This is a genomic window from Christensenella sp., assembly GCF_034927525.1.
GTDB lineage: Bacteria > Bacillota > Clostridia > Christensenellales > Christensenellaceae > Christensenella.
Genome location: NZ_JAYFPU010000042.1, coordinates 1 through 15,408, shown reverse-complemented (window position 1 = coordinate 15,408; position 15,408 = coordinate 1). Strand labels below are relative to the sequence as shown.

17 protein-coding genes and 1 pseudogene are annotated in these 15,408 nt (G+C 51.9%); 9 read left to right on the top strand and 9 right to left on the bottom strand.

Annotated elements, in window-relative coordinates; all coding sequences use genetic code 11:
* Positions 1-377 (bottom strand): annotated as a pseudogene (locus tag VB081_RS01565) (arginine--tRNA ligase); the annotation flags it as partial.
* A gap of 217 nt (positions 378-594) precedes the next feature.
* On the opposite strand from VB081_RS01565, the gene VB081_RS01560 reads away from it, so the two are divergent.
* From VB081_RS01560 to VB081_RS01545, 4 genes are read left to right on the top strand one after another with little or no spacing between them, the layout of a single operon-like run.
* Complete coding sequence (locus VB081_RS01560; protein WP_323399108.1) at positions 595-1,605, top strand: FAD:protein FMN transferase; 1,011 nt, start codon at positions 595-597, stop codon at positions 1,603-1,605.
* A complete protein-coding gene (locus VB081_RS01555; RefSeq protein ID WP_323399107.1) occupies positions 1,598-1,963 on the top strand; it encodes a NusG domain II-containing protein in 366 nt (121 codons plus the stop codon). The genes VB081_RS01560 and VB081_RS01555 overlap by 8 nt, the downstream gene beginning before the upstream one ends.
* Positions 1,947-2,459, top strand: coding sequence for a Gx transporter family protein (locus VB081_RS01550; RefSeq protein WP_323399106.1), 513 nt, complete (start codon positions 1,947-1,949; stop codon positions 2,457-2,459). Before VB081_RS01555 ends, VB081_RS01550 begins: the two co-directional genes overlap by 17 nt.
* A 51-nt stretch (positions 2,460-2,510) precedes the next feature.
* Positions 2,511-3,620, top strand: coding sequence for a M23 family metallopeptidase (locus VB081_RS01545; protein ID WP_323399105.1), 1,110 nt, complete (start codon positions 2,511-2,513; stop codon positions 3,618-3,620).
* A gap of 54 nt (positions 3,621-3,674) precedes the next feature.
* Here VB081_RS01545 and VB081_RS01540 read toward each other — a convergent pair whose 3' ends face one another.
* Both VB081_RS01540 and ychF read right to left on the bottom strand, forming a co-directional pair.
* Complete coding sequence (locus VB081_RS01540) at positions 3,675-3,899, bottom strand: putative signal transducing protein (RefSeq protein WP_323399104.1); 225 nt, start codon at positions 3,897-3,899, stop codon at positions 3,675-3,677.
* Between the two features lie 10 nt (positions 3,900-3,909).
* The gene (gene ychF, locus VB081_RS01535; RefSeq protein ID WP_323399103.1) at positions 3,910-5,007 is read right to left on the bottom strand and encodes a redox-regulated ATPase YchF; all 1,098 of its coding nucleotides are present in this window, start codon (positions 5,005-5,007) and stop codon (positions 3,910-3,912) included.
* A gap of 150 nt (positions 5,008-5,157) precedes the next feature.
* On the opposite strand from ychF, the gene VB081_RS01530 reads away from it, so the two are divergent.
* The 4 genes from VB081_RS01530 (at position 5,158) to VB081_RS01515 (ending at position 10,636) form a co-directional block, all read left to right on the top strand.
* Entirely contained in the window at positions 5,158-5,958 is an 801-nt protein-coding gene (locus VB081_RS01530) for an undecaprenyl-diphosphate phosphatase (protein WP_323399102.1), read from the top strand.
* A 155-nt stretch (positions 5,959-6,113) separates the two neighbouring features.
* Positions 6,114-6,659, top strand: coding sequence for a GNAT family N-acetyltransferase (locus VB081_RS01525; protein ID WP_323399101.1), 546 nt, complete (start codon positions 6,114-6,116; stop codon positions 6,657-6,659).
* Between the two features lie 171 nt (positions 6,660-6,830).
* Positions 6,831-9,911 carry an MBG domain-containing protein gene (locus tag VB081_RS01520; RefSeq protein WP_323399100.1) on the top strand — a complete coding sequence of 1,027 codons (3,081 nt, stop codon included), beginning with the start codon at positions 6,831-6,833 and terminating at the stop codon, positions 9,909-9,911.
* An 89-nt stretch (positions 9,912-10,000) separates the two neighbouring features.
* Positions 10,001-10,636 carry a GyrI-like domain-containing protein gene (locus tag VB081_RS01515; protein WP_323399099.1) on the top strand — a complete coding sequence of 212 codons (636 nt, stop codon included), beginning with the start codon at positions 10,001-10,003 and terminating at the stop codon, positions 10,634-10,636.
* 9 nt (positions 10,637-10,645) lie between these two features.
* On the opposite strand, the gene VB081_RS01510 is transcribed toward VB081_RS01515, so the two are convergent.
* The 5 genes from VB081_RS01510 to VB081_RS01490 all read right to left on the bottom strand — a co-directional run bounded on the left by VB081_RS01510 (position 10,646) and on the right by VB081_RS01490 (position 13,671).
* Entirely contained in the window at positions 10,646-11,137 is a 492-nt protein-coding gene (locus tag VB081_RS01510; protein ID WP_323399098.1) for a flavodoxin, read from the bottom strand.
* A gap of 14 nt (positions 11,138-11,151) precedes the next feature.
* Positions 11,152-11,685, bottom strand: coding sequence for a cyclophilin-like fold protein (locus VB081_RS01505; RefSeq protein WP_323399097.1), 534 nt, complete (start codon positions 11,683-11,685; stop codon positions 11,152-11,154).
* Positions 11,682-12,257: a sugar O-acetyltransferase gene (locus tag VB081_RS01500; protein WP_323399096.1), complete on the bottom strand. Its 576-nt coding sequence runs from the start codon at positions 12,255-12,257 to the stop codon at positions 11,682-11,684. The genes VB081_RS01505 and VB081_RS01500 overlap by 4 nt, the downstream gene beginning before the upstream one ends.
* A 144-nt stretch (positions 12,258-12,401) precedes the next feature.
* Positions 12,402-13,205, bottom strand: coding sequence for a sugar phosphate isomerase/epimerase family protein (locus VB081_RS01495; protein ID WP_323399095.1), 804 nt, complete (start codon positions 13,203-13,205; stop codon positions 12,402-12,404).
* A 61-nt stretch (positions 13,206-13,266) separates the two neighbouring features.
* Entirely contained in the window at positions 13,267-13,671 is a 405-nt protein-coding gene (locus VB081_RS01490; RefSeq protein ID WP_323399094.1) for a MerR family transcriptional regulator, read from the bottom strand.
* 95 nt (positions 13,672-13,766) lie between these two features.
* Here VB081_RS01490 and VB081_RS01485 point away from each other — a divergent pair, with 95 nt between their 5' ends.
* Positions 13,767-14,939: an iron-containing alcohol dehydrogenase gene (locus VB081_RS01485; RefSeq protein ID WP_323399093.1), complete on the top strand. Its 1,173-nt coding sequence runs from the start codon at positions 13,767-13,769 to the stop codon at positions 14,937-14,939.
* A gap of 58 nt (positions 14,940-14,997) precedes the next feature.
* On the opposite strand, the gene VB081_RS01480 is transcribed toward VB081_RS01485, so the two are convergent.
* Positions 14,998-15,408: M3 family metallopeptidase (locus VB081_RS01480; protein ID WP_323399092.1), on the bottom strand; the 411-nt coding region annotated here is incomplete at its 5' end.

Below are 15,408 nucleotides of genomic sequence, written 5' to 3'. Positions count from 1 at the left end.
GGCTTTGCGATGTTGACGGATGAATAGTCGATAACGATCGTTTTATCTTCCCCGATATCTGACCTTCCCCAGTCTTCGCCCGCGTCCGTTACCTCGGCAAGGACGTTTTGCGCGTAATAGGCTCTGTCATAAAAAAAGTTGAGGTACCCTCCCGCGATCTGTACTTCCGCCACGAAATCCGGCTTTTCGATCTTTTCTGAGATTTCTTGCGCGATCGCTGGCGGCGCTTTTTTCAGCGTCTTTGCCAGCTTGAAGCACGGCAGGGCCGCGTCGCCCATCTTTGGGTCGGGCGGCGTTTCCAGCATTTCCAAAACTTCTGCGCTCTGCATGCCCGCCGCGTTTGCTATTTTTTCCGCCAATGCGGTTTTTAAATCCATTCTCTTCCCTCGCCTTACCCGTTTGATAATACCCATAAATATATCATAAAAGCGCGGTTTTATCAACGTATTTTGTATGTTATAATCACATAGGGTGCGTCTTGCGCGCCGAGTATGTACCGGATGAGGAGATATCTATGAAGCTTGGGATGAAGCGATTGCTGTTCCTGATCCCGTTTATCGTTTTTGCAATCGTACTTTTGGTGTTGTCGTACAAATGAAACGGATACTTTTATGCTGCCTTGCCATCTGCTGTATTTTTGCATTTACCGCTTGTGCGCCTGCCGCGCAGACAGGCGAGTCCTTCGCGATGGACACCATCATTACACAGACGGTGTACGCAAAAAACGACAGCGTGATCGGGCAGAACAATCAAATATTGCGCGATATCGAAAACAAAATGTCCAAAACCATACCCACCAGTGATATTGGCAGAATGAACGCCCAAAACACGCAGGACGTAGAGATTTCAGACGACACGGCGCAGGTTTTGAAAACGTGCGTCGAGCATGCGGCGCTGACGGACGGCGCATTTGATCCGGCACTCGGCGGGCTGATGGCGGCGTGGGGCTTTGGTACCCAAAACGCCCATATCCCCGGCGAGGCGGAGCTTGAAGGTCTGCTTGCGCATACGGACTATAACGCGATCAGCGCCGGCGTGAACGAGGACGGCAAGGCATTTGCCAATGCGGGCGGCACGCAGGTCGACCTTGGCGGCGCGGGCAAGGGCTACGCGCTCGACCGCCTTGCGCAGAACCTTACGGACAATGGTGTTTCCTCCGCCATCCTTTCGCTGGGGGGAAGTATTTACGCCGTTGGCACAAAGCCGGACGGCAGCGCGTATAAAATAGGCATACGCGACCCATCGGGCAGCGAAAATGATTATATGGCAACGCTTGAGCTGGATGGAAAGTTTGTTTCCACCTCCGGCACTTATGAGCGCGGCTTTACGCAGGATGGAACCTATTATTCCCATATCCTAGACCCGAAAACAGGCTACCCTGTCAAAAACGAGCTTGCTTCGGTGACGGTCATCTGCCCGAGCGGTATTCTATCGGACATCTATTCCACCGCGCTGTTTGTGATGGGGCCGGAAAAAGGGATTGCCTTCGCGCACGGGCAGGGCGTGGACGCACTATTTCTAACAAATGATAAACAGATGATCGCGACGGACGGATTTGCGGAAAAATACGGCCTTTCCATCACAAATAAGGATTATCATGGGTAAACTGATCAAAAAAAGCGATATTGTTTTTACAGTCGTCATTGCGGCAATCATCCTTTTGGTGTGGTTTTTGACGCTGCCGCGCGAGGCGGGCAGGGACGTCGTGTTCCGTATGAACGGTGAGATACTTGCGACGCTGCCGCTTTCGGAGGACACGGTCTATGAGGTGTCCGGACAATACCAGAATACGTTTGAAATAAAGGACGGCGCGGTGCGCGTGGCCTTCACCGATTGCCCCAACCATCAATGCGAAAAAACGGGGGCGATCAGCCGTGCGGGACAATCGATCGTGTGCGCGCCTAACGGTGCAAGCGCGACTATCACAGGCGGGGAGGCGGACATCGATGGCATCACCGGGTAGGACGTCAAAATTCATATTATCCGCCGTTTTGTGTGGCGTGGCGCTTGCCTTATCGCTTGTGGACGGGGCGATCTCCGCACTTTTACCGCTGCCCGGCTTTAAGCTTGGCCTTGCCAACATCGTTTCTTTGTTTGCGCTTTACTATCTGGGTGCGCCGTATGCCGTGCTGATCTGCATTGTGCGCAGCCTGCTTGCCGGTATCTTCAGCGGCAACCTGACCATGCTGTTCTTTTCGCTCGTGGGCGGTCTGCTTTCTATCCTCATTATGTACCTCTTTTTAAAACGGCTGTCCCTGATAAAGGTCAGCGTTTTGGGCGGTATTACCCATAATTTAGCGCAGCTTATGGTTGCTGCTCTTTTGACCGCAACGCCGCAGGTATCGTATTACCTGCCTGTACTTGTGCTGATGGGCACAGTGTGTGGTTTTTGCATGGGTGTGCTTTGCAGGCTGGTGTTTTCCCGGTTGCAGCGGGAGACGGTATACGAAATCCAATAGGCAATGGCAAGGCAGCTAAAAAATAATGACAAAACAATGGAGCGTATCGATATGAAAAAAAATATTTTTATCCTGCTGTTGGTTCTGGCTTTTTTCTTTTCGGCGTGCTCTATACCGCAGGCTCCGGCTGTAACTCCTGACGCTCCGGCCTCTGCCTCGCCGCAGGCAAACGCAGCACCCACGCCCACAGCGCCGGTGGTGCTGCCCACTTTTGACGAGATCATCGCAGGGCATACGTTTTCCAAAGATTGCACGCCGCAAGCATTGTACCCGACCGTAACCGACCTGAAGGGTTACGATATTATTGTGGAAAACAAAGAGATCACGCAATCCTTTTCCGATTGTTTTTCGGTCTGGTTTTCTGAGGCGGTTTCCACTATACAAAAGAAATATGAAGAATTTTACCCGCATGTGACCATCACGGCGGACATAGACGCGCCCACCTGGCAGCTTCTTTCCTCCGTTGCTTATGGCTGTGAAAGCCCTGAGGAATTTGTCGCGCTGTTTCCTTCGCTGGTCAGTGTTGTCATAGAAAAGAACAAGGATTTTACGGAGGAAAATGCCTCTTTTGATGTGGATGTGTCCGCAAAGACCCCACAGCAACTTTTTTACGAGCTGCCATGTACGGACGGCGGCGATCCGTCGTCCGTCCCATATGGTTTGTTCACCTGCACTTATTTGAATACGGCTTATGATGAAAATATGGAGATGATCGGCCCGGAAGAGGAAAACCTGCCCGTGCTTGCAGAGCAGCTGACCTTCCCCTTTGCCGAGCGTTACGATTTTTCAAACGGATGGTACGCCGACCGGGACGGCGGCGCGCGCCGCCATACGGGTACGGACATCTTGTGCCCGGAGGGAACAGAGGAGCTTGCCTGCGTTGACGGAACGGTGCTGGCGGTCGGCACGGGCGAAGGAACGGGCAATTATGTCGTGATTGTCGGTGGCGACGGTACGCAATACCATTATTATCACATGGTGGAGGTTTCTGACTTTGTTGCCGCGGGCGACACTGTGCGGCGCGGCGATGTGGTCGGGCTTGCGGGCAACACCGGAAACAGCACCGCCAACCACCTGCATCTTGCGATCATCCATCCGTCCGGCGTTTATGTGAATCCTTATTCTTATTTAAAGGACGCCGCCATGCCGGACGCACAGTAATCGTATAAACAAAGAGAGCCTCCCGTGACAGAAGCTCTTTTTTATTGCCTATTTTTATTTTTTGTCTTCCATACCGCTGATCACTTCGAGCGCCGGCGCAAGGTCTTCCTTATCCACATAAATGTCGTCCCCATAGGGAGAAAAACCCATGTATGCCTCCAGCGCTTCGCCCGCCTGTTTGCCCTGCACCACAGAAATGATATTGTTCTGGTTCAGTACGTCGACGATCATTTCTGTCTGCACATTGCTTTCAGTGGATACCAAAAATACATTTTTCATATCGCTCTCCTTATACATTGAACCGAAACAGCACAACATCGCCGTCCGCGATCACATATTCCTTGCCCTCCTGGCGCACCATGCCCTTTTCCTTTGCAAGCTGCATGTCGCCGTTGCATTCATTTTTCAGCGTATCGAAGGCCACCACTTCCGCCTTGATGAAGCCGCGCTCGAAATCCGTATGTATTTTCCCCGCCGCCTGCGGCGCTTTGGTACCGCGCGTGATCGTCCATGCGCGCACTTCCTTTTCGCCTGCCGTCAGGTAGCTGATGAGCCCCAGCAGCGAATAGGATTTTTTGATCAGCTTGGAAAGGCCGGATTCGCCAATGCCAAGCTCCTCGATAAACAGTTGTTTTTCTTCGTCGTCCATGCCCGCGAGGTCTTCCTCGATCTTGGCTGAGATGGTCACCACCTCGCTGCTGTGCTCGCGTGCATATTGCAACAGCGGCTGCAGGATGGGAAGGCTGTCGTCGCCTACCTGATCCTCCGCGATGTTTCCCACATAGATGATCGGCTTGTCCGTCAGCAAAAACATGGAGTGCATGACCTCGCTTTGCTCGTCGTCAAGCTCTACATTGCGCGCAAAATTCCCTTTTTCCAGCTCTGTCAGAAGAATCTGGCACAGCTGTGCCTCTGTCTTGAACTTTTTATCGCCTGTCTTTTGCATTTTGAGCGCTTTATCGAGACGCTTTTGCACGGTTTCCATATCTGCAAAGATCAGCTCGTAATTGATGGTCGTCACGTCGCGCATCGGCTCTACGCTGCCGTCCACATGCGTGATGTTGTCGTCCTCAAAGCAGCGCACCACCTCGATGATCGCATCTACCTCGCGGATGTGAGACAGAAACTTATTGCCCAAGCCTTCGCCCTTGCTCGCACCCTTTACAAGGCCTGCAATATCCACAAATTCGATTTGCGCGGGCGTAAATTTCTGCGGATGATAGATATCCGCTAAATAATCCATGCGTGCATCCGGTACGGAAACGATGCCGTAATTCGGCTCGATCGTACAAAACGGATAATTTGCGCTTTGCGCGCCTGCCTGTGTCAGCGCATTAAAAAGCGTACTTTTCCCAACGTTGGGAAGTCCAACAACACCTAATTTCATTATATTTTAAGAAACTCCTTATTGTAACCCGCCGCCAATCAGTATAAAATACAAGGGTAAGCGGATTTTCTATTATTTTTACAACTATTTTATTATAATCGGTATCCGTTTATTGCGCAAGCGTGGCCGTAAAATAGGAAGGATTAGCATATGGACTTTTTGGAATCGATCATACTTGGTGCAGTGCAGGGCTTTACAGAATTCCTGCCGGTCTCCAGTTCTGGACATCTTACCCTGTTGCAGGGGCTGATGGGGCTGAGCGAAGTCCCCATCCTATATGACGTTATGCTGCACGTAGGCACGCTCATTGCGGTATTCATCGTTTTGTGGCCGGAGATCGTGGCGATGATCACGCACCCTGTCAAGAACAAACTGGGCATGCTGATTTTAGCGACCATACCCGCTGTGGTGGTGACGCTGATCGCTGAGAAGGTCGCGCCTGCCGCATTTGCGGACATACTGAACGGAAAATATCTTGCGGTCGGTTTTTTTGCGACCACAGGCGTGCTCGTACTGTGCGAGCTGATCGCGCGCAGGCAGGAACGCAAGCTCGAGGTCGAGCTTCCGCAGGCGATGGCAATGGGCCTGATGCAGGCTGCCGCGTTGCTGCCCGGCCTTTCCCGCAGCGGCTCTACCATCGCGGGCGGCCTCTTTACCGGCGTGGGACGCGAAAGCGCTGCGAAGTTTGCATTTTTGATGTCTATTCCGGCGATCCTCGGCGGCGTGGTATTCGGCGCAAAGGATGTCGCGGATAACGGCATGGGCAATGTTTCCATCCCTATGGTGCTCGTTGGCCTTGTGGTTTCTGCGGTGTGCGGGTTTATTGCCATCAAATTTATGCTAAGGCTGATCAGCCGCCACAAGCTTTATGGTTTCGCGGCCTATACGGCTGTGATCGGCGTGGTGGTGCTTGTGCTGACAAACGCCAACCCAACCATGTTCATATCATAGGAACAGCGTTCTTCAAAATGTAACAAAAGGCAGGTGTTTTGTTCCAATGCGGAACACACCTGCTTTTTCTTTTGGAACGGACGCGCGTTTTGATGGAACGTTTTTCTTTTTCAAAATATGCTAGACTGGAAAAGACGATCAATGAGGAGGCATATATGTTTTTTAAGGAATACCATTCGACTGAAGACCCGGAATGGAGCTTGCTGTGGGACTTGTACTGCAAAAGTTTTCCCGCGCATGAGAAGCGTTCGCTTGACGACCATAGGAAGGCGATGGACGACCCCGCCTTTACGTGTACGGGCATATGGGACGAGGACGGTTTTGTGGGACTGCTTTTTTACTGGACTTACACAGACGGGCATTACATCGAGTTTTTCGCGATCAGTGAAACCCGTCGCGGCATGCAATGCGGCTCAAGGTGCTTACAGGCGTTTTTGGAAAAACATCCCGTGGTTATTTTAGAGATCGAGATGCCCGTGACAAACATCGCCAGACGCAGGAAGCGTTTTTATGAGCGGCTTGGTTTTGTGGCCAGCCATCAGGAGCATTTGCACCCTGCCTATACAAAAGACGCCGCACCGTACCACCTGATGATCCTGCGCTATCCGAAGGCATGCAGTGATGCACAATATGGAACGTTTTACAATTTCTTTAGTACGCGCGTCATGCGCTATAGCGAAAAATTCGATTCTACCCTGTAATTTTTATCTGTCGATGTACAAGGGCAATGCTGTTTTTATGGCATTGCCTTTTCTTTTGTTCGCCTAAAAGTCTTAAGTGTGACTGCTTTTACGACCAGTGCAGCTTACAATAAAAGTGACCATTGTATAGGTGAAAACGGTCGACAGAAAGTCGGCGGGAGGATATTGATTATGAAAAAGGTTTGGATTTTTATACTGGTGGCAGTGTTGATTTTGACTACGATACCAGTTGGCGCGTTGGCGCAGGAAGCTGCGGCAGAGGATGTTGTGCCGGCTGTAATAGAGGAGGAATCTGTCGCTGAACCGGAAGCGGTCTCGACTGTAGCGCCTGTTATTGCGCCGGAAGCTACCGCGACTATGGAGCCTGTTGTTGCAGCGCCTGCCGATACGGAGACACCCGCTGCGATGCCTGAAATGCTGATCCAGGTGCAACAAATACCCGCTGAAAGGGCCAAGGCTTCTTATGGCGTGACTTATGACACGAGCGATTATTTTGCAGCACCTGTTGATGATACGGCATATAACACGGGCGATGCGGCAACCATTCTGGACGGCGACCGGTCGGCACACGATAACAGCGGAAAACATATCTTTATGGGCTGGACGACCGAAAAAAATATGCACATCGTGAGCAACCGAAACCAATATGATAAGCTGATCGCTTCCGGCACATTCTATACGGCGGGAAATACGATCGTTTTTGGCAGTAAGGATATTGTACTGTATGCGGTGTTCGGTTCGTTTGGCGATCCGGATGAACCGAAAGATGAACCTACCTTTGAGGAAGGAGAAAACGTGAAATGCACCTTCTACCTTACCATGAAGGGCTTCGGCGGCGTGGATGTGGACACCATCCAGCCCACTCCTGTCAATCTTTATGTCCGCGTAGGGGATATGGGACAGGGCTCGCTCTGCGTACCGCATGGTATGGAGCAGACAACACGCGGCGGTTATGGACGACCTCTTTCCGCTGCGGAATACAGTAACGATACGATCGTGACAGGCGGCAAGCCAGATGCAGCACAGCTTGAAAAGGCACTTGACGCACTGGAAAAAAAGGTTTCCACACCTGAGGAAACGGTGGACTTTGCGGATGGCACGCAGATTTATTGGAACGTAATCAAATACGATCCGTCGGACGGCTGGCATATCGACGGGTATGTGGTCAAGCCTTCCGCCGTAGAATATGCAAACGTTACTTATGATTATGGCGTCGTAGGCACGGGAAGCGTCATCGGAAAACCCGTGGATAATCCGGCACAGGTAAAAACAGGCGCGGACGTACCTTTCCCCATGATCGGCGCGAACGGGTATGAGTTCCTCGGCTGGGCGTATGAAGGCAATGTTATTGACGGCATGAAGATGCCCGCAAAGGATATCACGCTCGTCGCGCAGTGGAAGGAAGTTAAATATGACGTGACCTTTGCAGCGGGTGCAGACGGAAGTTTTGCTGCGGAGGAAAAAACGGAATTTACAGGTATCACCTATGGCACTTTGTGGGAAAAGGCACTTACACCTCCCACGCCCGTGCCGGACAACGGATACTATTTTGCGGGGTGGAGCGAAGTGTTTCCGGCCAGGGTAACGCAAACCAAAACGTATACCGCAAACTTTGCAAAGCAGATCGCCGTTACACTGACAGCCAACAGCAAGACCGTCGATTATAACGGCGAGACGCAGACAGTAACAGGCTTCACAGGCGTGCCGAAAGGGATCACCGTTGCGGGGTTGACGGCAACGGGCAGCGGCAAAAACGTACAAGACCCGCGGCCGCCGTACAGCGTCATTTTTAAAGGTACGCCCGTTTTTAAGGATGCAAACGGCAACGATGTGACGGATCAGTATAAGATCGCTTATAAGACAGGCAAGCTCACCATTAGGAGAGTGCCCCTGCTGGTAACTGCGAACAACGCGCAGAAATTTTATGGAGAAACGAATCCCACGTTCCAGTTCAGCACGGATGGTTTGAAGGGAATCGATACTGCACAGGGCATTGGCCTCAACGTCAATTATTCCTGCGCGGCAAATGAAGTATCCCCTGCGGGCAGCAGCTATGCGATCATGCCGTCAGGAAAAACACAAAGCGTGAATTATGACATCCAATACAAAAACGGTACGCTCGATATCTTGCAAAGTGGCGAGCTGGGCGTGACGGCAACGCCTTATGGCGGAACGTATGACGCGACAGAGCACGCAGGTGCTTCCGGCGTGAGCGCAACCGTCAGCGAGGGTACTAAGATCACGTACAGTGTGGACGGCGTGCATTATGTGGATGAAATCCCGCAGTTTAAAAATGCGGGAACCTATACGGTATATGTCAAGGCGGAAAATGCAAACTATCAAGATGCAATCAAGGAACTTGAGGCCGTGATCGAAAGAGCGCCGTTGACCGTTACCGCGGACGACCAGTCCAAAACGGAAGGCGAAACCGATCCCCCGCTGACGGCGGTCGTTGAAGGCCTGATGGGCACCGATTCAGCTGATTATACGCTAGAACGGGAGGCAGGCGAAACAGCAGGCAACTATACGATCCATGTTTCTGCGGCGGAGAATCCGAATTATGTGATTGCCACTGTAAACGGTACACTGACAATCAACGTTGTTCCTGTCGTGCCCGTTCCCCCCGTCGATCCCCAGCCTCCGGTAGGGCCGGCGGAGACGCCGGTTGATCCGGTCATTCCCGAAAATCCCGTTGTGCCTCCTGTGACCCCCGGTACGCCGGATACGGCTGCACCTGTTACGCCTGCCGCGCAGGTCGTGACTCCCCCAGCGGCGGTAAACGCAGAGCAACCGACAATAACGATCCCTGAACAGCAGGTGCCGCTTGCCGCAGGGACAGGGCAGGACGATGTAACGATCGAAGATGAACCGACGCCGCTCGCGTCTGGCAACGGCACGCTTGGCAACGCGCATTGGGCGCTGCTGAACCTGATCCTTGCCATTGCAACGGCAATCGTCATGGCTGTGTTACTGATCGGCTATTTTACCGGCAAAAAGCACAAGGACGAAGAAGATGGACAAGAGCAGAAGCTCAAACGGCGCGGAATCGCGCGGCTGCTCAGTATCCTGCCCGGCGTGGGCGCAATCGTCGCTTTCCTGCTGACGGAAGATATGAGCCTTCCTATGGTATTTACGGATCAGTGGACGCTGCTGATGGCAGTGATCGCGGTTGTGCAGGCAGTCATCACGTTCTTCACATACAAGAAGCACAAAGGCGAAGAAACGGACATACCTGAAATACAGAATGTATAATAGATAAAAAGAAACAAACAAAAGGCAATGCGTAATGCATTGCCTTTTCTGTTATACTTAAGAAAATAGCTTATGAAGGAGAAACGGTCATGTCATCAGAAAAGCTTGATTACAAAAAAGAATACAAGGACTTATATATGCCCAAGGCAAAACCGATGCTTATCGACGTGCCCGCCATGAGCTTCATTATGGTGGATGGCAAAGGCGCACCCGAGGGGGACGAGTATCCAAACGCGATGCAGGCGCTTTACGCCCTGAGCTTCACGATCAAGATGAGCAAGATGGGCGGGATGCAGCCGGACGGATATTTTGAATATGTCGTGCCGCCGCTCGAGGGCTTATGGTACGGCGAAAAGGCGTCCTTTGAGCAAAACGACCGCGACGCGTGGTTATGGACGTCTATGATCCGTCAGCCCGAGTTTGTGACGCAGGAGGTCTTTGACTGGGCTGCCCTCCAGTGCCGCGAAAAAAAGCCGGACGTGGATGTTTCGCGGGCACGCTTTGAGACCTTCACCGAAGGGTTGTGTGTGCAGATGATGCACATTGGCCCTTATTCGCAGGAACCCGCGACCATTGACGCCTTGCATGCCTTTATGGAAGAAAACGGCCTGATCAACATGACGGGCAATGTGCGCAAGCACCATGAGATCTATCTTGGTGATCCGCGGCGCATCGCGCCTGAAAAGCGCAAGACTGTGCTTCGCCTGCCCGTGGAAAAGAAGTAACCCGCGGCGTTATCCTTCTTGTAAAACTCCAATATCACGCAGCCACGCGGATACTTCTTCGTGTGCTTTTGCGCTGCCGTTGCCGTAGACACAAAACGCGTTTAGCAGCACAGATTGCGGGCACAATTTTTCCGTATCCTGCGCAAGACGCGCAAGGCCGCCCCCGCCGTGTGTACAAAAGGGTATCACTGTTTTTTCTGCCAAATCTGTATTTTCCAAAAACGTCGCCACGGGCGGCGCGATCGTGCTCCACCAGTTGGGCGAGCCTATAAAAACCATGTCATATTGTTCCAGCGACCCGGTCGCTTCTGCGAGCAGCGGACGAAATCCTGCCCTGATCTCTTGCTGTGCCTGCTCCACCACTGCGTCGTAGTCTTGTGGATATGGCGTTTGCGGCCTGATCTCTAACACGTCGCCGCCTGTCTCTTTGCTGATCAGCTGCGCGATCTTTTTTGTGTTGCCTGAGTGGGAATAATATGCGATCAAAATATTGTTTTTCATTTGTATTCCTTCTTTCATTCGTTTATTGTTTCTATCGTTACGTCAAAGCCGCTGTCTAAATCACTGAGCGCTTCTACGCCCGATTCAACCGTGCCAAGAGGGATCAGCCCGTCTGCATAGCCACGGTCGCCGTAGAAAAGCACGATGTTGCCCCACGGCACGTAGTAGGCCATCGTGCCGACGGAGGGATCACATCCGCCCGGCGCGTCTGAAACGGAAAGCTTTTGCGGCAGGTAACCTATCTTCTCGATCTCCGCATAGTCTTCGAATTGCAGCTTAAGCGGAAGCTGCGCCATAAGCTCCTCACAGACCGGTGTATCTTCGAGCGCGACAACGATCTCCTTGGTATCGAACACCAGTCTGATTTTGTAACCCGTTACAAGGGAGGCCTCCTCTGTGCCAGGAACGGCAGCGTTCGTCTCTGCACGCTCTTTTACAGCGGAAGCGGACGGGGTCACGACTTCTACCTGTCTTGTATTTCGGCTGCATGCGCCCGGTATCAGCACGAGCGCGCCGGCAAGCATCAGTGCAGCCATTTTCCTGATCATCCTTGTTTCTCCTCTGCTACCGTGCCTATCACGCGCGCCGGAACGCCCGCAACCACTACGTTTGGCGGTACATTTTTTGTCACTACCGCACCTGCCGATACCACTGCGTTGTCGCCGATCGTCACGCCGGGCAACACCGTCGCGCCGACGCCCAGCCATGCTTTTTTGCCGATCACGACAGGTTTGCACACCGTTGAGCTGCGCCGGGACGGGCTCATTACGTGATTGATGGTGATCAGATTGACTTTGGGGCCAATGAGCGCCCCGTCTCCGACCGTGATGCCACCCCTGTCCATGAAGGTACAGGCATGATTGATGAACACGTTTTTGCCCACGCGGATATTTTTACCAAAATCCGTATAGAACGGCGGCAGCAGCTGGAACGTTTCATCGACCTCTGCCCCGGTAAGGCACGAAAACAACTCCCTTACCTCTCCTCTGTTATGGAACGTATGGTTGAGCTCCGCCGTTATTTCCTGTGCTTCATCAATGATCTTACGGATCGTATCATACTCCGGGTCTGTGAGCGCTATCACGTCCCCTGCCCGGTCGCGTTCCAAAATATTTTTCATTTCTAATTGCTCCTTTTTCTATGTTTTCCTGCCGCTTTCTCCGGCACTCTATCGAGCATACACCTTGGAGCGAACTCCAAGTCAAGGATTTTTTTCGACAATAAAAAAACCGTTCAAACGAACGGTTTTTGAGTTGTTTTTTGATCAGACCAATGATTTCATGTAGCTTGCATAACCGGCAAAGGCAATGCCCGGTTCTTCTAAGGAAAGATCCCAGCGCTTGAGCCACTCTAGGGAATAGTAGCCGTCGTAGCCGATCTTTTTGAGCAGTTCGACGCATTCCTTGACGGGCAGATCGCCGTAACCGACCATCGTATATTTCAGCTTGCCGTCCTCATAGAGGGAATCTTTGATGTGTACGTGGCGGATCAGATCGCCGATGACACCGATCGTATCGGCGGGTTTTTCGCCAAAATAGCGGTATGGATGGTGGATATCCCACAGCACGCCTGCGTTTTCTTCGTCGATCCCGTTCATCAGTTTTTCCATGTTGTACGAGTTCGCAAAGAACCCGTTTGTTTCCACAAGGATATTGACGTCCTCGGGCTTTGCATACTGCGCAAGCTCTTTTATGCGCGCCGCAATTTCAGGAATATGCAGCTCTCCGCTTTGCTCGGGCCCAAAATCCCCCAGTACACGGATATTTTTGATGCCCATGTCGTGCGCGGTATCCACATACGCCTTTGCAAGGTATAAAATATCGTCGATATGGCTTGTGTCGTTCATATAACATGCGGAGGTCAGACAGGCGATCTTAAGCCCCTTATCTTCGAGTGTCTTTCTTGTTTTGGGCGCTGTTTCCGGAAAAAATTCAGGGATACGCGCTGCGTCGATCACGTTGCCCACGCCGCGGATCTCGATCCCGTCGTAGCCCAAGTCGCATGCTGTGGATATGATATCTGAAAAGCTCCATTCGGGGCATCCCAGTGTTGAAAAACAAAGCTTCATAGTTGTTTCCTCCATCGCTATCTTACCAATATTTTAACATATGGATTTGCCGTTTGCAATTCTAGGCTTTGCAGCCGATCACGCCCTCGCAGGCCTTTGCGCTGCCCGCTTTGCACGCATATTCATAGTATTTGATCTTTTGATTGATTTTTTTTAGATGACCGTTGAGCTGCTTCATCTGTTCTTCTACCGCTTCCTTTTGTTTCTGAAAAAGCTCCAGACGCTTCTTGAGCGTTGCGTCGCCCTCCTGGTACCAGTCGATGTAGGTGCGTATCTCCTTGATCTGCATTCCCGTGCTTTTTAAGCAATTGATGATGGCCAGCATTTCCAGATCGTGATCACGGAACGCCCGCTTGCCTGATGCGGAACGCCCGACAAAAGGCAGCAGTCCTTCCTTTTCGTAATAACGCAGCGTATAGACCGACATGCCGGAAAGGTCTGCCGCCTGTGATATGGAATATGTCATGGTTTTTTCCTCCATAAAAAATTTATGCTTGACTTCGAGCTAACTCGAGGTTGTATGATGTTATTATATCATACAAGTCAAAGGAGTGACACACAATGGAACAGTTCAATTATTTCATCCCTACGCGTGTTTTATTTGGAGCCGGAAAGCTAGGTAGCCTGCATAAGCAGAAGCTGCCGGGTAAGCGCGCGCTCATCGTGACGACAGGCGGGACTTCCTTAATCAAATACGGTTATTTGGACAGGTTGAAGGAACAGCTCGACCTGAAAGGGGTATCTTATGTCCTTTATAACAAAATCCTGCCCAACCCCATCAAGGAGCACGTGATGGAGGGCGCTGCGGTCTGCAAGCAAAACGATCTTGATTTTGTGATCGGCCTCGGGGGCGGCAGCAGCATTGACGCGGCAAAGGCGATCTCTGTTATGGCGACCAACACAGGCGACTATTGGGACTATGTGGGCGGAGGCTCCGGCAAGGGCCTTCCCATCCCCAATGATCCGCTTCCTGTTGTGGCGATCACCACAACAGCGGGTACAGGCACAGAGGTCGACCCGTGGACAGTGACCACCAAAACGGATACCAACGAAAAGATCGGCTTTTGTTATGACAAGACGTTCCCCGTGCTCGCGGTCGTCGATCCAGAACTGATGGTCAGCGTGCCGCCGTACCTGACAGCTTGCCAGGGGTTCGACGCATTGTTCCACAGCACGGAGGGATATCTTAACAAAACAAGCTATGTGATGAGCGACCTTTACGCTTTGAAATCCATCGAGCTGATCGGCAGGAGCCTTGCAAATGCAGTAAGGGACGGCAAGGATATTCAGGCGCGCGAGGATGTGGCGCTTGCAAACTCGCTTGCGGGCATGGTGGAATCTACGTCAGGCTGTATTTCCAAGCACAGCTTGGAGCACGCTTTGAGCGCCTATCACCACAACCTTGAGCACGGCGCTGGGCTGATCGCGCTCAGCCGTGAATACTACACCTTCTTTGCACAGACAGGGCAATGCGAGCAGCGCATGATCGATATGGCAAAGGCGCTTGGCAAAGCGGATGCAACAAGTTCTATGGATTTTGTGGACGCGCTGGTCGAGCTGCAAAAGGCATGCGGTGTGGATGATATCAAACTGAGCGAATACGGTATCACCGAGGACGAATTGCCCAAGTGCGTGCAAAACGCGCGCGAAACGATGGGCGGGTTGTTTGAGGTCGATCCGGTTCCGCTAAGCGACGAGGACGCGCTCTTGATCTACCAGAAATCTTTCCGGTAAACACATCGATCAAAAGAGGCTGCCGATCAGGGCAGCCTCTTTTTTACTGATCTCCATCCTATATGGTTTGTTCGAATTCTGTGAGCGCTTTGTCAAATTCGCTCATACACACATCGACAGGCTTGCCGCTCGCAAGGTCTACATGCGCGATCTTTAGCAGCTCTAACGGATGATCGCTGCCGCCTGATGACAGGAAGCGCATATAATCGCGTACCGCGTTTTTCTTGCCGGACAGAATATCGGAGGCGATCTGTACCGCGCACGAGAAGCCTGTAGCGTATTTATAGACATAGAACGCATTGTAAAAATGCGGGATGCGCGACCATTCGTAAGAAATGATGTCGTCGCGCTGCATCTGCGGCCCGTAATAGAGCGCATTCAAATCCCCATACATCCGGCACAGCACCTCATGCGTCAGCGCCTGCCCGTCTTCCATTGCGCTGTGCGTCATTTTTTCGAATTCCGCAAA